15 protein-coding genes and 1 pseudogene are annotated in these 14,469 nt (G+C 59.9%); 7 read left to right on the forward strand and 9 right to left on the reverse strand.

Translation table 11 applies throughout. The annotated features are described in order from the left end of the window. Window positions 1–629: 629 nt before the first annotated feature. Window positions 630–1,382 carry a pyridoxine 5'-phosphate synthase gene (locus PH547_RS03370; RefSeq protein ID WP_104825130.1) on the reverse strand — a complete coding sequence of 251 codons (753 nt, stop codon included), beginning with the start codon at window positions 1,380–1,382 and terminating at the stop codon, window positions 630–632. Window positions 1,383–1,806: 424 nt separating this feature from the next. Here PH547_RS03370 and PH547_RS03375 point away from each other — a divergent pair. Then, window positions 1,807–2,277 (forward strand): annotated as a pseudogene (locus tag PH547_RS03375) (MerR family transcriptional regulator); the annotation flags it as partial. Window positions 2,278–2,363: 86 nt separating this feature from the next. Here the strand turns inward: PH547_RS03375 and PH547_RS03380 are convergent. Continuing rightward, a complete protein-coding gene (locus PH547_RS03380; RefSeq protein WP_104823501.1) occupies window positions 2,364–3,491 on the reverse strand; it encodes an ATP-dependent DNA helicase in 1,128 nt (375 codons plus the stop codon). A gap of 149 nt (window positions 3,492–3,640) precedes the next feature. Here PH547_RS03380 and PH547_RS03385 point away from each other — a divergent pair, with 149 nt between their 5' ends. From PH547_RS03385 to PH547_RS03395, 3 genes are read left to right on the forward strand one after another with little or no spacing between them, the layout of a single operon-like run. Continuing rightward, complete coding sequence (locus PH547_RS03385; protein WP_104823502.1) at window positions 3,641–4,021, forward strand: COG4315 family predicted lipoprotein; 381 nt, start codon at window positions 3,641–3,643, stop codon at window positions 4,019–4,021. Then, the gene (locus PH547_RS03390) at window positions 4,005–4,559 is read left to right on the forward strand and encodes an RNA polymerase sigma factor (RefSeq protein ID WP_104823503.1); all 555 of its coding nucleotides are present in this window, start codon (window positions 4,005–4,007) and stop codon (window positions 4,557–4,559) included. The genes PH547_RS03385 and PH547_RS03390 overlap by 17 nt, the downstream gene beginning before the upstream one ends. Further along, window positions 4,556–5,356: an anti-sigma factor family protein gene (locus PH547_RS03395; protein WP_285167389.1), complete on the forward strand. Its 801-nt coding sequence runs from the start codon at window positions 4,556–4,558 to the stop codon at window positions 5,354–5,356. Before PH547_RS03390 ends, PH547_RS03395 begins: the two co-directional genes overlap by 4 nt. A 5-nt stretch (window positions 5,357–5,361) precedes the next feature. Here PH547_RS03395 and PH547_RS03400 read toward each other — a convergent pair whose 3' ends face one another. Genes PH547_RS03400 through nthA form a run of 3 tightly spaced genes read right to left on the reverse strand, consistent with a single transcriptional unit; the run spans window position 5,362 to window position 7,005 of the window. Next, on the reverse strand, window positions 5,362–5,733 hold the full coding sequence (locus tag PH547_RS03400; protein ID WP_285167390.1) for a nitrile hydratase accessory protein: 372 nt from the start codon (window positions 5,731–5,733) through the stop codon (window positions 5,362–5,364). Then, window positions 5,720–6,379, reverse strand: coding sequence for a nitrile hydratase subunit beta (gene nthB, locus PH547_RS03405; RefSeq protein ID WP_285167391.1), 660 nt, complete (start codon window positions 6,377–6,379; stop codon window positions 5,720–5,722). Before nthB ends, PH547_RS03400 begins: the two co-directional genes overlap by 14 nt. After that, on the reverse strand, window positions 6,376–7,005 hold the full coding sequence (gene nthA, locus PH547_RS03410; protein ID WP_285167393.1) for a nitrile hydratase subunit alpha: 630 nt from the start codon (window positions 7,003–7,005) through the stop codon (window positions 6,376–6,378). Before nthA ends, nthB begins: the two co-directional genes overlap by 4 nt. 137 nt (window positions 7,006–7,142) lie before the next feature. Between nthA and PH547_RS03415 the strand changes: the two genes are divergently transcribed. Together PH547_RS03415 and PH547_RS03420 are read left to right on the forward strand one after the other, a co-directional pair. Beyond that, entirely contained in the window at window positions 7,143–8,432 is a 1,290-nt protein-coding gene (locus PH547_RS03415) for an SDR family oxidoreductase (protein WP_285167395.1), read from the forward strand. 2 nt (window positions 8,433–8,434) lie between these two features. Continuing rightward, the gene (locus tag PH547_RS03420; RefSeq protein WP_285167498.1) at window positions 8,435–8,911 is read left to right on the forward strand and encodes a DUF2269 family protein; all 477 of its coding nucleotides are present in this window, start codon (window positions 8,435–8,437) and stop codon (window positions 8,909–8,911) included. On the opposite strand, the gene PH547_RS03425 is transcribed toward PH547_RS03420, so the two are convergent. Continuing rightward, window positions 8,903–9,496, reverse strand: a complete 594-nt coding sequence (locus PH547_RS03425; protein WP_104823509.1) for a LysE family translocator — start codon at window positions 9,494–9,496, stop codon at window positions 8,903–8,905. The two genes, PH547_RS03420 and PH547_RS03425, sit on opposite strands and share 9 nt — an antisense overlap. A gap of 201 nt (window positions 9,497–9,697) precedes the next feature. Here PH547_RS03425 and PH547_RS03430 point away from each other — a divergent pair, with 201 nt between their 5' ends. Further along, complete coding sequence (locus PH547_RS03430; RefSeq protein WP_285167398.1) at window positions 9,698–10,543, forward strand: aldo/keto reductase; 846 nt, start codon at window positions 9,698–9,700, stop codon at window positions 10,541–10,543. Here the strand turns inward: PH547_RS03430 and PH547_RS03435 are convergent. The 3 genes from PH547_RS03435 to PH547_RS03445 form a co-directional block, all read right to left on the reverse strand. Further along, complete coding sequence (locus tag PH547_RS03435) at window positions 10,540–11,520, reverse strand: capsular polysaccharide export protein, LipB/KpsS family (RefSeq protein WP_285167499.1); 981 nt, start codon at window positions 11,518–11,520, stop codon at window positions 10,540–10,542. The genes PH547_RS03430 and PH547_RS03435 overlap by 4 nt on opposite strands. A 159-nt stretch (window positions 11,521–11,679) precedes the next feature. Beyond that, window positions 11,680–12,252 (reverse strand): acetolactate synthase small subunit, encoded by a 573-nt coding sequence (gene ilvN, locus PH547_RS03440; RefSeq protein WP_283050926.1) that lies wholly within the window; start codon window positions 12,250–12,252, stop codon window positions 11,680–11,682. A gap of 119 nt (window positions 12,253–12,371) precedes the next feature. Continuing rightward, window positions 12,372–14,165 (reverse strand): acetolactate synthase 3 large subunit, encoded by a 1,794-nt coding sequence (locus PH547_RS03445; protein ID WP_283050928.1) that lies wholly within the window; start codon window positions 14,163–14,165, stop codon window positions 12,372–12,374. Between the last annotated feature and the right edge of the window lie 304 nt (window positions 14,166–14,469).

The following is a 14,469-nucleotide window of genomic DNA, read 5'->3' on the forward strand; positions in this document are numbered from 1 at the left end:
CCACGGCGGCAAGGGCCTGCCTGACCGCCTACTCCAAACTAGTCCGCGTCGACGGGGAACAACCAAAGACAACATCCGCTGATCGTTAAGAACTGCGCAAATCTGCGCTTGCGTATTAGGAGCCTCAGTTGACTATACGCTGAGTGTGGACGGTACGGTGTGAGATGGCGACGAAATCTTTCGCATGACCGCGCGAAGAGAGAAGACGCACGTCGCTACGCTTACGGGCAAAACCATCGAGCAAATCACCAGAGTCGTGATTGCTCTGTCACAATGATTTCCGTCAGGGCATTGCTCTAAGCCGTCCGAAAGAGCCGCGAATCCAACAAAGCTGATAACAAAGCTGTCGATCAATCCCAGCACCAACAATACAATAAGAATTGTCAGCTTTGCGGCCTTCATTACACAAACTCACGATCACTGGGGTCGAGCTAGTTGCTGCAACTAACTCTCTTTGACAGGAGGGTTCGCAGCTTAGCCTCAGAATTGAAAAGCCATTCTGCACCCGTTTTGCGTGCAGAATGGCTGAAAAGAACAATGCTAGCAAGAGGCACGCCCGCGATATTCAGATCGCAAGCGGAAACAACAGCTATACGAGTTGATTTCTCGGTACGTGAAGGATTTTTAGCTCAAACCGCCTGACCACAAGCCCGGCGGAAGCGCCGCACCGTTTCGGCCATGCCATATTCCAGCGCATCGGCAGTCAGCCCATGGCCGATCGAAGTCTCTGCAAGCTTCGGAATACGCTTAAGCAACGCTGGCAGATTGGCGACCGTCAAATCGTGACCGGCATTGACGTCAAGGCCGTTGGCGAATGCAGCATCAGCCGTCTTGCCAAGCGCTTCGAGAATGACGGCAGCGCGCTCCGGTGCGTCATAGCAGCCACCATAGGGGCCGGTGTAAAGCTCGATGCGGTCGGCACCGACCTCCTTGGCGATCTTCACCGCGTCGGCATCGCCGTCGCCGTCGGCAAACAGCGAAACGCGGCAGCCGATCTTCTTGTATTTGGCGACGACATCGACCAGCAAATCGCGGTTCTTACGGAAATCCCAGCCGTGGTCGGATGTCGCCTGTGAGGGATCGTCGGGTACCAGCGTCACCTGCTCCGGCTCTACGGATGCACAGAGATCGAAGAACTCGTCTGTCGGATAGCCTTCGATATTGAACTCCGCTTCCGGAAATTCATCGTCGATCAGCGCCCGGATTTCGGGCAGATCAGAGAAGCGGATGTGCCGCTGATCGGGCCGCGGATGCACGGTCAGACCGCTGGCGCCGGCGGCAAGCGCGATGCGTCCCAAGCCCGTGACACTTGGCCAGGGAAGATCGCGCCGGTTACGCAGCATCGCGATGGCGTTGAGGTTCACGGAGAGCTTGGCGGGCATGATCGAAATCCATGATTTATAAAGAGGATAATACATCCGTTTTATGCGATTGCACGCCGCAAGACCAACGAGATTCGAACATCGACTCATGCAAAAGATTGATGGTCTTCCCCTCTTTTGCCGTCTCGCCCGTCCGACGATACCCCCTTCGGGCAACTTATAATTTCGCCGAAACCCGATAGCGTCGTTGTATCGGGCGCCTGATTTGATTCGTCCGGGAACGAGGGAGCTCAAGCTCACCCACAGTAAATTTGTCCTTATGAAACCTAAGAATTTTCATCGGCGACATATCTGCGTTTGTTAGTCGCGTCATTGTGAAAGCGAGTTGGGCGTAGCTGCGGCCTCCTCCGTCAGACAAAAAAATAGGCACTCAATCGTGGCGTGGGGCGCCGCGACAAAAGGGGATGGAAATATGGAGGTACTCATGTCTGACGGTTCCAAACGTCCGTTTGCTGCCGCCAACCTTGTTTCGCGGGCGCGTGCCAAGTACCGGTTCCTGCCTGAGACCGCACTTCCTTCTGACCTGCCGGAGGGGGCAGTCGCCATTGCCGATATGGCCAGCGCTTTCGGGGTGACACACAGGACGCTGCATTTTTACGAGGAAAAGCGGCTGATCTCAGCCGATCGCCACGGGCTGATGCGCATCTACGGCACCGACGATGTGCTGCGCATGGCCGTCATTACAGTCTGCCGCGAAATCGGCATGTCGATCGCCGCCATTCAGGAGATCATGGAAAAGCTCGATGATGCGGAAACATCAGACGATGCCGAGACCATCTTCCGCACGGCCCTCAACCACCGCAAGCGCGAACTCATCATCGAGATGTCCGAATTGAATCGGCAGATGCAGAAAGTCACCGATCTCCTTGATTATGATAGCACTGCAGAGCGCCCTCATTCTCATGGTGGGGACATCTGATAGACCGTTTCAGCATGGGGTTGAGGCCACCTGATCGGCGTCGTAAGGCGAGCAAGTAAACTTCAGCGGACGATCGTCAGCGTCTCGGCGGCACGCGTAATCGCCGTATAAAGCCAGCGCTCGCGCGTATCGCGAAACGCCCAGCTTTCATCGAACAACACCACATTGTTCCACTGCGAACCCTGCGCTTTATGCACGGTCAGCGCGTAGCCATAGTCGAATTCGTCATAGCGCTTGCGGGTCGACCAGGGGATCTCGCCCTCGACATCCTCGAAGGCCTGCTTCAGCAGCTTGATCTTCGCGGCACCCCGATCCATGTCGTCATCTTCCGGCCGAACAAGCAGATTGATGCCGGGCTTCGTGGTTTCCCTGGAAGATGTCATCACCTGCCAGAGCGAACCGTTGAGCAGGCCCTTGGCGGGGTCGTTGCGCAGGCAGACCAGCTTGTCCCCGGATTGCGGATATTCGGCCGTAAAACCCTTGAGCTCGCGCAGTCGCTGATTGTACCGCCGGCGGGTCCGGTTGGTGCCCACCAACACCTGATCCGCCTCGAGCACCAGCGGCTGCGTCACTTCATTCTTCGAAATCACCTGCGCGGTGCCGTAATCGCCGTGCATGATCTCCCTGCCCTCGCGCACATGCATGGCGAGTTGGATGATCGGATTGTCACGGGCCTGACGGTGAATGTCCGTCAGAAGATAGTCCGGCTCTTCGTTGGTGAAGAACCCGCCGCCCGAAACCGGCGGCAACTGCCCGGGGTCGCCGAGGACGAGGATCGGCGTGCCGAAACTCATCAGGTCCTTGCCGAGTGCTTCATCCACCATCGAACATTCGTCGACGATGATCAGCGCGGCCTTGGCGACCGGGCTCTGCCGGTTGATGGTGAACATCGGGGCGATCGACGTCTTGCCGGTTTCTTCGTCCTCGACGGCCTCTTCACCGCGCGGGCGATAGATCAGCGAATGGATGGTCTTGGCGTTGCTGGCGCCGCGTGAGCGCAGCACCTGCGCCGCCTTGCCGGTAAAGGCGGCAAACAGGACTTCGCCATCGACATGCTCGGCAAAATGCCGGGCAAGCGTCGTCTTGCCCGTACCGGCATAACCGAACAGGCGAAACAGCGGCGAGCGCCGTTCCTTCAGCCATTTGGCAACGGCCTTGAGCGCTTCGTCTTGTTGTGGTGCGAATTGCATGGGCCGACTTGGCAGGATTCGCCCGGCAGAAGCAAGCAGTAAAAAACCCAGAATTGTTGGGAATAAAATCGTGGCAATTCGCGTCTCATGTCCGGCAACGCAAAACGTGGGGCCTAGACCATAGGTCTACCATTCCGAGGAGAAACATCATGAAAGCCGCGAAATTCTTGCCGATCCTGGTCATGGCATCGGCCGTAGCGACGTCGGCCTTTGCCGCCGCCCCGGTAAAAACCGGCGAAAGCGCCAAGGGCAAGGTTCTCACAGGCGAAAACGGCATGACACTCTACACCTTCAAGAATGACAAGAAGGGTGTCTCCAATTGCAACGACGATTGCGCCAAGGCATGGCCGCCGCTAATGGCCGATAGCAAAGCCAAGGCAGAAGGCGCATATTCGATCATCACCCGCAAAGACGGGAAGAAGCAATGGGCGAAGGACGGCATGCCGCTCTATTTCTTTATGAAGGATACCAAGGCCGGTGAAGTTGCCGGCGATGGCTTCAAGGGTGTCTGGGATGCCGCACGGCCCTGATCGGACCGGCCGGGATGCGGGGGGAGCCTCCCCCGCACCCGACAGCTTCGAGGCGGAGGTGCTGGCGCTCCTCCCCTCGTTACGGCGCTATTCGCGCAGCCTCACCCGATCCGACGCCGATGGCGAAGACCTTCTGCAGGATTGCGTGGAAAAGGTGCTGGTGCGGCGCAGCCAGTGGCGCGGGCTGAACCTGCGCGGCTGGGTGCTCACCATCATGACCAATCTCTACCGCAACGGCCTGCGCCAGCAAGGTCGTCGCAATTTCGTCGATCTTGACGACAACACCGATCTGCCGGCCACTGAGACCAGCAGTGACCCTTTGGAGCGCTCGCGATTGGAAGCGGCGCTGAACAGCCTCGGGGAGGATTACCGCGCAGTGCTGATGCTGGTGGTGGTCGAAGGCTACAGCTATCAGGACGTCGCCACCACACTGGATATTCCGATCGGCACCGTCATGTCGCGCCTGTCTCGAGCGCGCCGGAAAATGACCAATCTGATGAGTGCCGAGAATGTCATTACGCTTCGGAGACCGAAATGAGCGAACGTAACCCGACCGTGACCGAAGCGGATCTCCACGCCTTTGCGGACGGATTGCTGCCGGCGGACGATCACGCCCGATTGAAAGCCTGGCTTGTCGAAAACTCCGAACAAGCGGACCAGATCTCCGCATGGCAGGCGCAAAACGCCAGCATCAAGGCGCTGTTTGCGCCGTATGAAACGTCGAAGGAAGGCGACCGTGAGCTGGTATTGCGCATCCCGGCGTCGTCTGTGCCTGCCGCAGCGTCACGTCGGCTTCGCTGGCTGCCGATGGCCGCGGCCTCCCTAGCGATCTTCCTGGTCGGCGCTGCCGCCGGCCATTTCGGCCCACCGCTTCTGACGCAGCCGGACCTTCGCCTGACGGGTATCGAAGCGCTGCCGCGGCAGGCGCAATCGGCCTTCGTCGTCTATGCGAGCGATGCCCGCCACCCGGTCGAGGTCGGCGCGGATCAGGAAGCGCATCTCGCCACCTGGCTCGGCAAGCGCATGAATGTCGCCGGCCTCAAGGTACCGAGCCTCAGCGCGCTCGGCTTCCAGCTTGTCGGCGGCCGGCTGCTGCCGATCAATGGCACGCCCGGCGCACTCTTCATGTATGAGAACGCCAGCGGCCAACGCTTGACCGTGCTCGTCGGCAGCAACAAGGACAATACGACGACCAGCTTCCGCTTCACCAGTGCCGGTACGGTCGAGACCTTCTACTGGATCGACGGCAAGCTCGGCTATGCCGTGACCGGCGAGATCTCGCGCGACATGCTGAGGCGGGTGGCGGATGAATGCTATAAGCAATTCTCCTCGTAAGACGCTCAGCGTTCGGGATCGTTCTCCAGCAAGATGGGCTTGCCGTGCGGCGTCGCTTCCGCCGCGCGCTGCCAGCTTTTCTGCAGGTCGAGGATCGCGCTGGCATCGGCGATGCCGCGGCTGATCAACAGGCTGGAGAGTGCGGCCACCCAACAGTCGAAATAATCGCTGCCGTCTTCCGCCCGGCCAGGCCTGTGCAATTCGGCAGAAAGCTGCTCTGCCCACTCGCCCCAGCTAAACAGTCCCGTCTCATGCAGATGCAAGGTCATGGCAAAAGCCTCCGCCGCCCAGGGCTCGGGGAAGACCGGCTCACCATCGGCGGATTTTGGCAGTTGCGGCGATTGCGCCAGGAGCGACAAGGTCTCAGACGCGCTCAAGATAGCTCTCCCAGGCGTCGATGGAGACGGTTAGCGACGGATCGGCGCCCTCACCCCAGATTTCCGGCGCATCGAAAACGACGGTGTAAATCCATTGCGGATTCTCGCCCTTGCCATGAGCATTGTCGTCGGGGAAAACGAACGAGCCCTGAACAGCTTCCACCACACCCGTCTTGGCTCGCGCATAGCGGGGCAAACGCGTATGTCCCGTCGGATTGATGTTCTTCGTCCGCACGTGATCGCCGACCGCAAAAAGCGGCGCCGCATCGATCGGCCGATCGCAGGGGCCGCCCTTCGCGAGAGCACCCGCAACCATATCGGCCTTCAGGATACGCTTCGGCACCACACCTTGCTGCGACGAATGGCCGGTTCGCAACTCCTCGTGCGTCACAAAACCATGCCGCTCCAGCAACATCTCGACCCCGCGCATCCAGAGTTCATAGTAGCTGGCGGCTAGGTATGCAGCCGGAGGGATATTTTCACGCGCATGCCGGCTTTCATCGATGCTCCAGGCGCCGAACGCGCCGCAGGAGAGCGTGAGGCCGAGCGCCCGCTTTTCCCATTCCGCATGGAAGACCGGTTCGTTCGGCTCCGGCGCGACCGGACCGAAGCCCATCTGCCCACCAAGATCGTGCGGCCCGTTCATAACGTCACCTCCGGAGCCTTGGCGATTGCCGTACCAATCATGGCGTCACGGCTGATGAGATCGGCGAGAGCCGCTTCATTCATGCCCTCGGTGCCATCAGGACGTTCCGGGATAACGAGATAGCGCAGCTCGGCCGTCGAATCCCAGACGCGAATCTTCTGCCCATCAGGCAGCGTCAGGCCGAATTCGGCCAACACGCCGCGTGGATCGATGACGGCGCGGGAACGATAGGCCGGCGCCTTGTACCAGACCGGCGGCAGGCCGAGCACAGACCAAGGATAGCAGGAGCAGAGCGTGCAAACGATGAGATTATGCGTTTCCGGCGTATTGAACACGGCGCGCATATGCTCGCCTTGCCGGCCCGTAAAGCCGAGGCTGGCAATCGCCGCCGTCGCGTCGCGCTTCAGCCACTCGGCAAACTCCGGATCGCTCCAGGCTTTCGCCACCACCTGCGCTCCGTTGCGCGGCCCGACCTTCGTCTCGTAGGTCTCGACGATGATGTCGATCGCCGCCGGATCGATAAGCCCTTTTTCCGTCAGCAGTGTCTCAAGCGCCTTCACGCGCGCCTGCATATCGGAATAGTGGTTGTCATGATCATGGTGATGATGGTCGTCATGATCGTGCATAATAAATCTCCCCGTCGAACAAGCCTCAGTTCTAAGCCTTTGCCATACGGCCGCCAAGCGCCTTCTTCATAGGTTGCAACCGCGATCAGATGCCGCAACCCCTCGCATTGTTAGCGCGTTTAGCTAGTCTGCCCAGCATGAAGATTTTGATTCTCGGCGCAACTGGTTTCATCGGCTCTGTGATCGCGGCGCGATTACGCAAGGACGGGCATATGATCACCGGTCTTGCCCGTAATCCTCGCCGGGCGCGGATAAAACACCCTTCGATTACCTGGATCAAAGCCGATCTGGCCAAAATGACCGATCCATCAAACTGGCATGCCGTGCTGAACGACCATCAGCTCGTCATCAACTGCGCCGGCGCCCTTCAGGACGGGCTTTCCGATGATCTCGCCGCCACGCAGGAAAAGGCAATGCTGGCGCTCTATGCCGCAGCAGCACAATCGGCAATCGAGCTCGTCGTGCAGATTTCCGCCCGCACGGAAGGTGGAGGCCAAGAGCAGCCGTTCCTGGCGACAAAGCGCAATGCCGACAAGGCGCTGGCGGCAAGTGGTCTCAACCACATTATTCTGAGGCCAGCGCTCGTCCTGGGCCGCAACGCCCATGGCGGTACGGCATTGCTGCGCGCGCTTGCGGCCATACCTTTTGTCCTGCCTCTCACCCATGCGCAAAGCCCGGTCGAGACGGTCTCGGTCGATGATGTCGCCGCGATCGTCTCGGCGGCGGTTGCCGGCGACTTCGAATCCGGCGCCGACATCGATCTTGCTGCCGGCGAAGCACTGACGCTGCGCGAACTCGTCATCCTTCATCGAAACTGGCTCGGCCTGCCGCCGGCGCGGGTTATGCCAATACCGATCGGTTTGGCAAAGCCGGTGACCTGGGCGGCCGACATCGCCGGCAGGCTTGGATGGCGCTCGCCGCTCCGGTCGACTGCGATGGCGGTGATGTCCGAAGGCGTTCTCAGCCGAAGGAATGCGGGGCACCTCCCAACTCAACGTTTGGCGACGGCCATCGAAACGCTGAATGCCAATCCCTCCGGCGTTCAGGATTTGTGGTTTGCCCGCCTCTACCTGTTAAAGCCGTTGATGATCGGCGGGCTGGCGCTCTTCTGGATGCTGTCGGGCATCATTCCGATGCTAGCCCCGACGGCCGCAAGCCGGCACTTCCTACCCTTCATGCCGGACGGCATGGCAATGGCTTTGACGCTGACCACCTGTCTCCTTGACATAGCCCTTGGCGCCTTTGTCCTGGTGCGGCCCTTCGCGCGATCGGCCTTGTTCGGAATGCTCGCCGTCACGCTCGGCTATCTTGCCGGCGGCACGTTGCTCGAACCGTCGCTTTGGTTCGATCCACTCGGGCCATTTGTCAAAGCACTGCCGGCGATCCTCCTGACGCTTGCCACACTTGCGGTATTGGAGGAGCGCTGATGCTGACAGAGGAGCTTCTTCGGCTTGTTCATGTCGTCGGCGCCACAGTGCTTTTCGGCACCGGTGCGGGTATCGCCTTCTTCATGGTTATGGCGCATCGTACCGGCGACCCCAAGCTGATCGCACATGTCGCCGCAACGGTCGTCATCGCCGATACCATCTTTACGGCAACGGCCGTCATCCTTCAGCCGGTGACCGGCTATCTGCTCGCACAATCGATCGGCTGGCCGCTCGAAGAAGGATGGATCGCCCTGTCCTTGCTGCTCTATGTGCTGACCGGCGTTTTCTGGCTGCCGGTGGTTTGGATACAAATTCGCCTGCGGGATCTCGCCCGGACAGCATCCGCGACCGGAACGCCGCTGCCGGCAGCCTATCACCGTCTTTATCGCATCTGGTTTGCTTGCGGCTTCCCAGCCTTTTTCGCGGTCATTGGCATTCTCTGGCTGATGCTCAACAAGCCATCCATATCGCTATTTTAGCATCGGCCAGAGGCTAAGCACCAACAGCACCGCCATGGTGATGTTGAACCATTTGAGGCGAACGGGGTCCGAAAGCCAGTCGCGCAGCGCCGAGCCGAAACCGGCCCAGGTCGAAACGCTGGGAACATTGACCGCCGCAAAGGCAAGGCCGACGAGTAATACGCTGATGAGGTAGAGCTGCGGATTGGTGTAGGTCGCCATTGCAGTGACCGCCATCACCCAGGCCTTGGGATTGACCCACTGAAAGGCGGCAGCGCTCAGGAAACTCATCGGCTCCACGCCGCTTTCCTTCTCACTGAGGCTGCGTGACGTCGCAATTTTCCAGGCGATCCAGACGAGATAGGCTCCACCGGCGAACTTCAGGGCAGTGTAGAGCAGCGGTACGGTGTGTAGCAGTGCGCCAAGCCCCAGCCCGACGCCCAGCAGCAACGACAGAAAGCCGGCGCCGATGCCGAGCATGTGCGGGATCGTGCGACGAAAACCGAAATTCACGCCCGATGCGAACAGCATCATATTGTTAGGCCCTGGCGTGATCGATGTCGTAAACGCAAACAAAAGAAGAGCCAAAAATGTATCCGGCGCCATAAAGCCTCCCCGGACGCAGCTCTTTTGGTCAACGGAAGCGTCCATTCCTCGCGATGCGCGTCAGTCACAGCAGCGCCGGGCAACCCTAATTCGCCTTGGAATCGAATGCCATGACATGATTGTCACGGTGACATGAATGGCCTCGATTGAAATCCCGATGAATGCACTTATCCTTCGCTTCTCAAACAGCGAGGACAGGCCATGCGCGATCCCATTCCCACCGTCACTCTCCCCTCCGGCATCACCGTTCCCGCACTTGGCCAGGGGACATGGAACATGGGCGAAACGGCCGCTCGGGCCGACGAAGAGATCGCCAGCCTGAAGGCAGGGCTCGACCTTGGCATGACGCTGATCGACACCGCGGAGATGTATGGCGACGGCGGCGCGGAGGAAATTGTCGGCAAGGCGATCGAAGGGCGGCGCGACGAAGCATTCGTCGTCAGCAAGGTCTATCCCATGAATGCGAGCCGCACGGGCGCGATCGAGGCTTGCGAGCGCAGCCTGAAACGGATGAAAATCGACCGCATCGACCTCTATCTGCTGCATTGGCGCGGAGAGTATCCGCTGGCCGAAACAGTGGCCGCCTTCGAGGCCCTGAAAGCCGCAGGCAAGATCGGCGCCTGGGGTGTATCGAACTTCGATGTCGACGATATGGAGGAACTGCTGGCCGTTCCCGATGGCGGCAATGTCGCCACGAACCAAGTGCTTTACAATCTCGGCCGGCGCGGCATCGAATACGATCTGCTGCCCTGGTGCCAGGAGCGCAACATTGCGATCATGGCCTATTCGCCGATCGAGCAGGGCCGCCTGGCGCACCATCCGGACTTGATCCACATCGCGAAGACCTATCAGGCAACGCCGGCTCAGGTGGCGCTTGCCTTTCTGCTGGAGCGCGACGGCGTGATCGCCATTCCCAAGACCTCCAATCCGCAACGGGTTGCGGAAAACCGCGACGCCGTCTCGCTCGACATCACCGACGAGGATTGGGCCACCCTCGACGCCGCCTTTCCGCCACCGGCACGAAAGAAGCCGCTGGAGATGCTCTAGCGGCCTGCCTCCGCGCGCTGCTGCCTGGCGATCAGCTCGATCGCCTGGAAAACATCGATCTGCCGCCAATCGGCCGGATCGCGATAGGTTGGATAAAGCGAAAAGGCAGCCGCGGCGATTTGATCGACGGTCCGCCGCCTGGTTCGTCTGTCGGATAGGACTGCTTTCGTGTAGACGCCGAATTGATCTTCCGTCACACCCCATCCGGCATAAAACGGCGCGGCATAGCAGCGGACAGGAATGCCGCGCAGCAGCGCGTCGAAGCCGAACTGGCTGGAGACCGTCCAGACCTCATCCACGACATCCAGGACCGATGCTACCGACACCGCATCGTTGAGTAATATCCCGTCGCTCTTGCCGGCAATTTCTGTGGTCAGATATCCCTTGCGGTGGCCGGCCATGACATCCGGATGTGTCCGGATCACACACTGCGCGCCGCTGGTCTGCGCATCGGCAAGCATCCGTTCGAACGAGGCGCGTGAGCCGAGTGCTTTGCCGACCGAAATATCGCCGACCACTTGATCGACCAGCAGGATCCGGCGCTTCGTCGTCCGCTCGATCGTGGGCGCCTTGTGCGGCAGATGATTGTATTTGGAGAGCTTGTTGAGGACGATCTGTTCGCGGATCGCCCTGCCAAGTTCGCCAATATGCGCGCCGTCGGCCCCTTGAATCAATCGTTCAAGGCGCGACGGCTTGCTTGCGTCAACGGGTAGACCGAGATCGTCGACCACGATGGAAAGAGGGTTGGCGCCGGCCTTCCCAAGGCCGACGGATCGCAGAAAACCGTCTTCGAGGTTCCAATGCGGCAATCCCCGCAACCGCGAGATCGCCGCCGCCGTCTTTGCCGGCGTGCGCCCACCCCAGGATACAATACCGCCGATGCCGGGAGAGAGGGTCGATGCGATCTTCTGCGCCCCGAAATATCGGCCAAGCCAGGGAAAGGCATTGCGGACGTAAAACGTGGCGCCGAGACGCATTCCTGCCGGAGGATGCCAGCTCTTCTCGCCGATATCGGGCGTATATTCTTCGGTCGAAAGCCCCAATCATGCCACCTGCGTAAGTTGGGGCCTACCTTGCACGCCCAAGCGCCGCGCAAGCTACGCGACGCCGATAAGCCGGTCAACGACAGGCGTTCTTCACATTCCCTGCGGGCCGCGGTTCATCGCGGCGATGCCGGTGCGGCAGACTTCGATCAGGCCGAGCGGCTTGATGATGGCGATGAACTGATCGATCTTCGAGGACTTGCCGGTGATCTCGAGAATGAAATGCTCGACGGTCGCGTCCACCACCTTGGCATGGAAGGCATCGGCCAGCCGCAGCGTTTCAGCGCGGGTCTCGCCGCTTCCGATCACCTTCAGCAGCGCCACTTCGCGCTCGATCGGCCGCTCCTGGCCGAGATCGCGGGCGCGTACCGTCAGGTCGACGACACGATGGACCGGCACAATGCGCTCAAGCTGCGCCTTGATCTGCTCCAGCACCTGCGGCGTGCCGCGCGTGACGATGGTGATGCGCGACAGATGCGCCTGATGCTCGGTCTCGGAAACGGTGAGGCTTTCGATGTTGTAACCCCGGCCGGAGAAGAGGCCGATGACGCGGGCGAGAACGCCGGGCTCGTTGTCGACCAGCACCGAAAGCGTATGGCTCTCGGCCGCCGCGGTTTCCGGCGAGATGAAATAGGCGGAGCCCGTGGGTTGAAGGTGTGCGGTCATTGTCCTTGTTCCGTTTCCTCGGTTCTTATGATCAGGATGCCAGCTCGATGCTGATTTGAATGATGATTGTTCCAGCGGCCCGGGGGACACGGCAAACCTACCGTGTCCCGGCGTTCCGATCAAACGAGCTGCCGGCCCTTGGCATCGATGGCGTTGGCGACGGCTTCGTCGGTGGCTTCGTCCGGCAGCAGCATCTCGTTATGTGCCTTGCCCGAGGGAATCATCGGGAAGCAGTTGGCGAGATTGGCAACGCGGCAATCGAAAATGACAGGCTTTTTGACATCGATCATTTCCTGGATGGCAGCATCGAGATCGCCGGGCTTTTCACAGCGCAGGCCGACGGCGCCGTAGGCTTCCGCCAGCTTGACGAAATCGGGCATCGCCTCGGTATAGGAGTGCGACAAGCGGTTGCCGTGCAGCAACTGCTGCCATTGGCGCACCATGCCCATATATTGGTTGTTCAGGATGAAGATCTTGATCGGCGCATCGTGCTGGATAGCCGCCGACATTTCCTGAATGCACATCTGGATCGAGGCATCGCCGGCAATGTCGATGACCAGGCTTTCCGGATGGGCGATCTGTACGCCGAGGGCGGCGGGCAGGCCATAACCCATGGTGCCGAGGCCGCCCGAAGTCATCCAGCGGTTCGGTTGCTCGAAGCCATAGAATTGTGCCGCCCACATCTGGTGCTGGCCGACTTCGGTGGTGATATAGGTGTCACGATGCTTGGTCAGCTCATAGAGACGCTGAATCGCATATTGCGGCATGATGACATCATCGTGCGGCTTGTAAGCGAAGGAATTGCGTGCACGCCAACGCGTGATGTTCGTCCACCAATCGCCGAGGCGATCCGCCGCCGGCTTGTGCGGCAGTGCGCGCCACAGGCGAACCATATCTTCCAGAACATTGCCGACATCGCCGAGGATGCCGATATCGACGCGAACGTTCTTGTTGATCGACGACGGATCGATGTCGATGTGGATCTTCTTCGAATTCGGCGAAAAGGCATTCAGGCGGCCGGTAATGCGGTCGTCGAAGCGTGCGCCGATACAGACCATGACGTCGCAATCATGCATCGCCATATTGGCTTCGTAGGAACCGTGCATGCCGAGCATTCCGAGCCAGCTCTTGCCGGATGCCGGATAGGCGCCGAGGCCCATCAGCGTCGAAGTAATCGGGAAGCCCGTCAGCTCGACGAGTTCGCGCAACAGCTTCGAGGCTTCCGGACCGGAATTGACGACGCCGCCACCGGAATAGATGATCGGCCGGCGCGCGCTCGCCATCAGCTCGATAGCCTGCGTGATCCTGTTGAGATCGCCCTGAACCTTGGGCTGGTAGCTCTTCTGGACATCATGCGCTTCCGGCGGTGTGTAAGTGCCGGTGGCGAACTGAACATCCTTCGGAATGTCGACGACGACGGGACCCGGACGGCCGGACTGGGCGATACGAAAAGCTTCGTGGATGACCGCGGCGAGCTTGTTGACATCCTTGACCAGCCAATTGTGCTTGGTGCAAGGCCGCGTAATGCCGACCGTGTCGCATTCCTGGAACGCGTCCGAGCCAATCAGTGATGTGGGAACCTGGCCGCTCAGGCAAACCAGCGGGATCGAATCCATCAAGGCGTCCTGCAGCGGCGTGACGGCGTTCGTCGCGCCCGGACCGGAGGTGACCAGCATAACGCCGACCTTGCCGGTCGAGCGGGCATAACCTTCCGCCGCATGGCCGGCGCCCTGCTCATGGCGCACGAGGATATGCTGGATATCGTCCTGTTGGAAAATTTCGTCATAGATCGGCAAAACCGCGCCGCCCGGATAACCGAAGATGTGTTCGACGCCATTGTCCTTGAGCGCCTGCAACACGATCTCCGCGCCTGTCATCTGATTGCCGCTCGTCTGATTATCTTTGCCGGTCATACGTTTGTTCCGCTATCTGCTGAGGGTTTGGAAAGTGAAATCTCGATTTCGGGCATAAAAAAAGGCTCCTGTGGAGCCTGTCGTCTAGCGCATGGGTGGCTATCGCCGGATGGTTACACCATCCTGCCCATGCGCTTTCCCACCACGATAAGAGCCGTCGAGTTTTTCATGGGCGGAATTGATAGACAGAAAATTTCCAAGCGTCAACGCATTCAGCAATAAAAAATCGCGACCTTTACCGATCCTCTTAAAATGTCGAGCGGCGCTAAGGGTTTTGTTAAGCCACCTTCCCTATGTTCCATGT

It is taken from the genome of Rhizobium cerradonense (assembly GCF_030182455.1).
Lineage (GTDB): Bacteria > Pseudomonadota > Alphaproteobacteria > Rhizobiales > Rhizobiaceae > Rhizobium.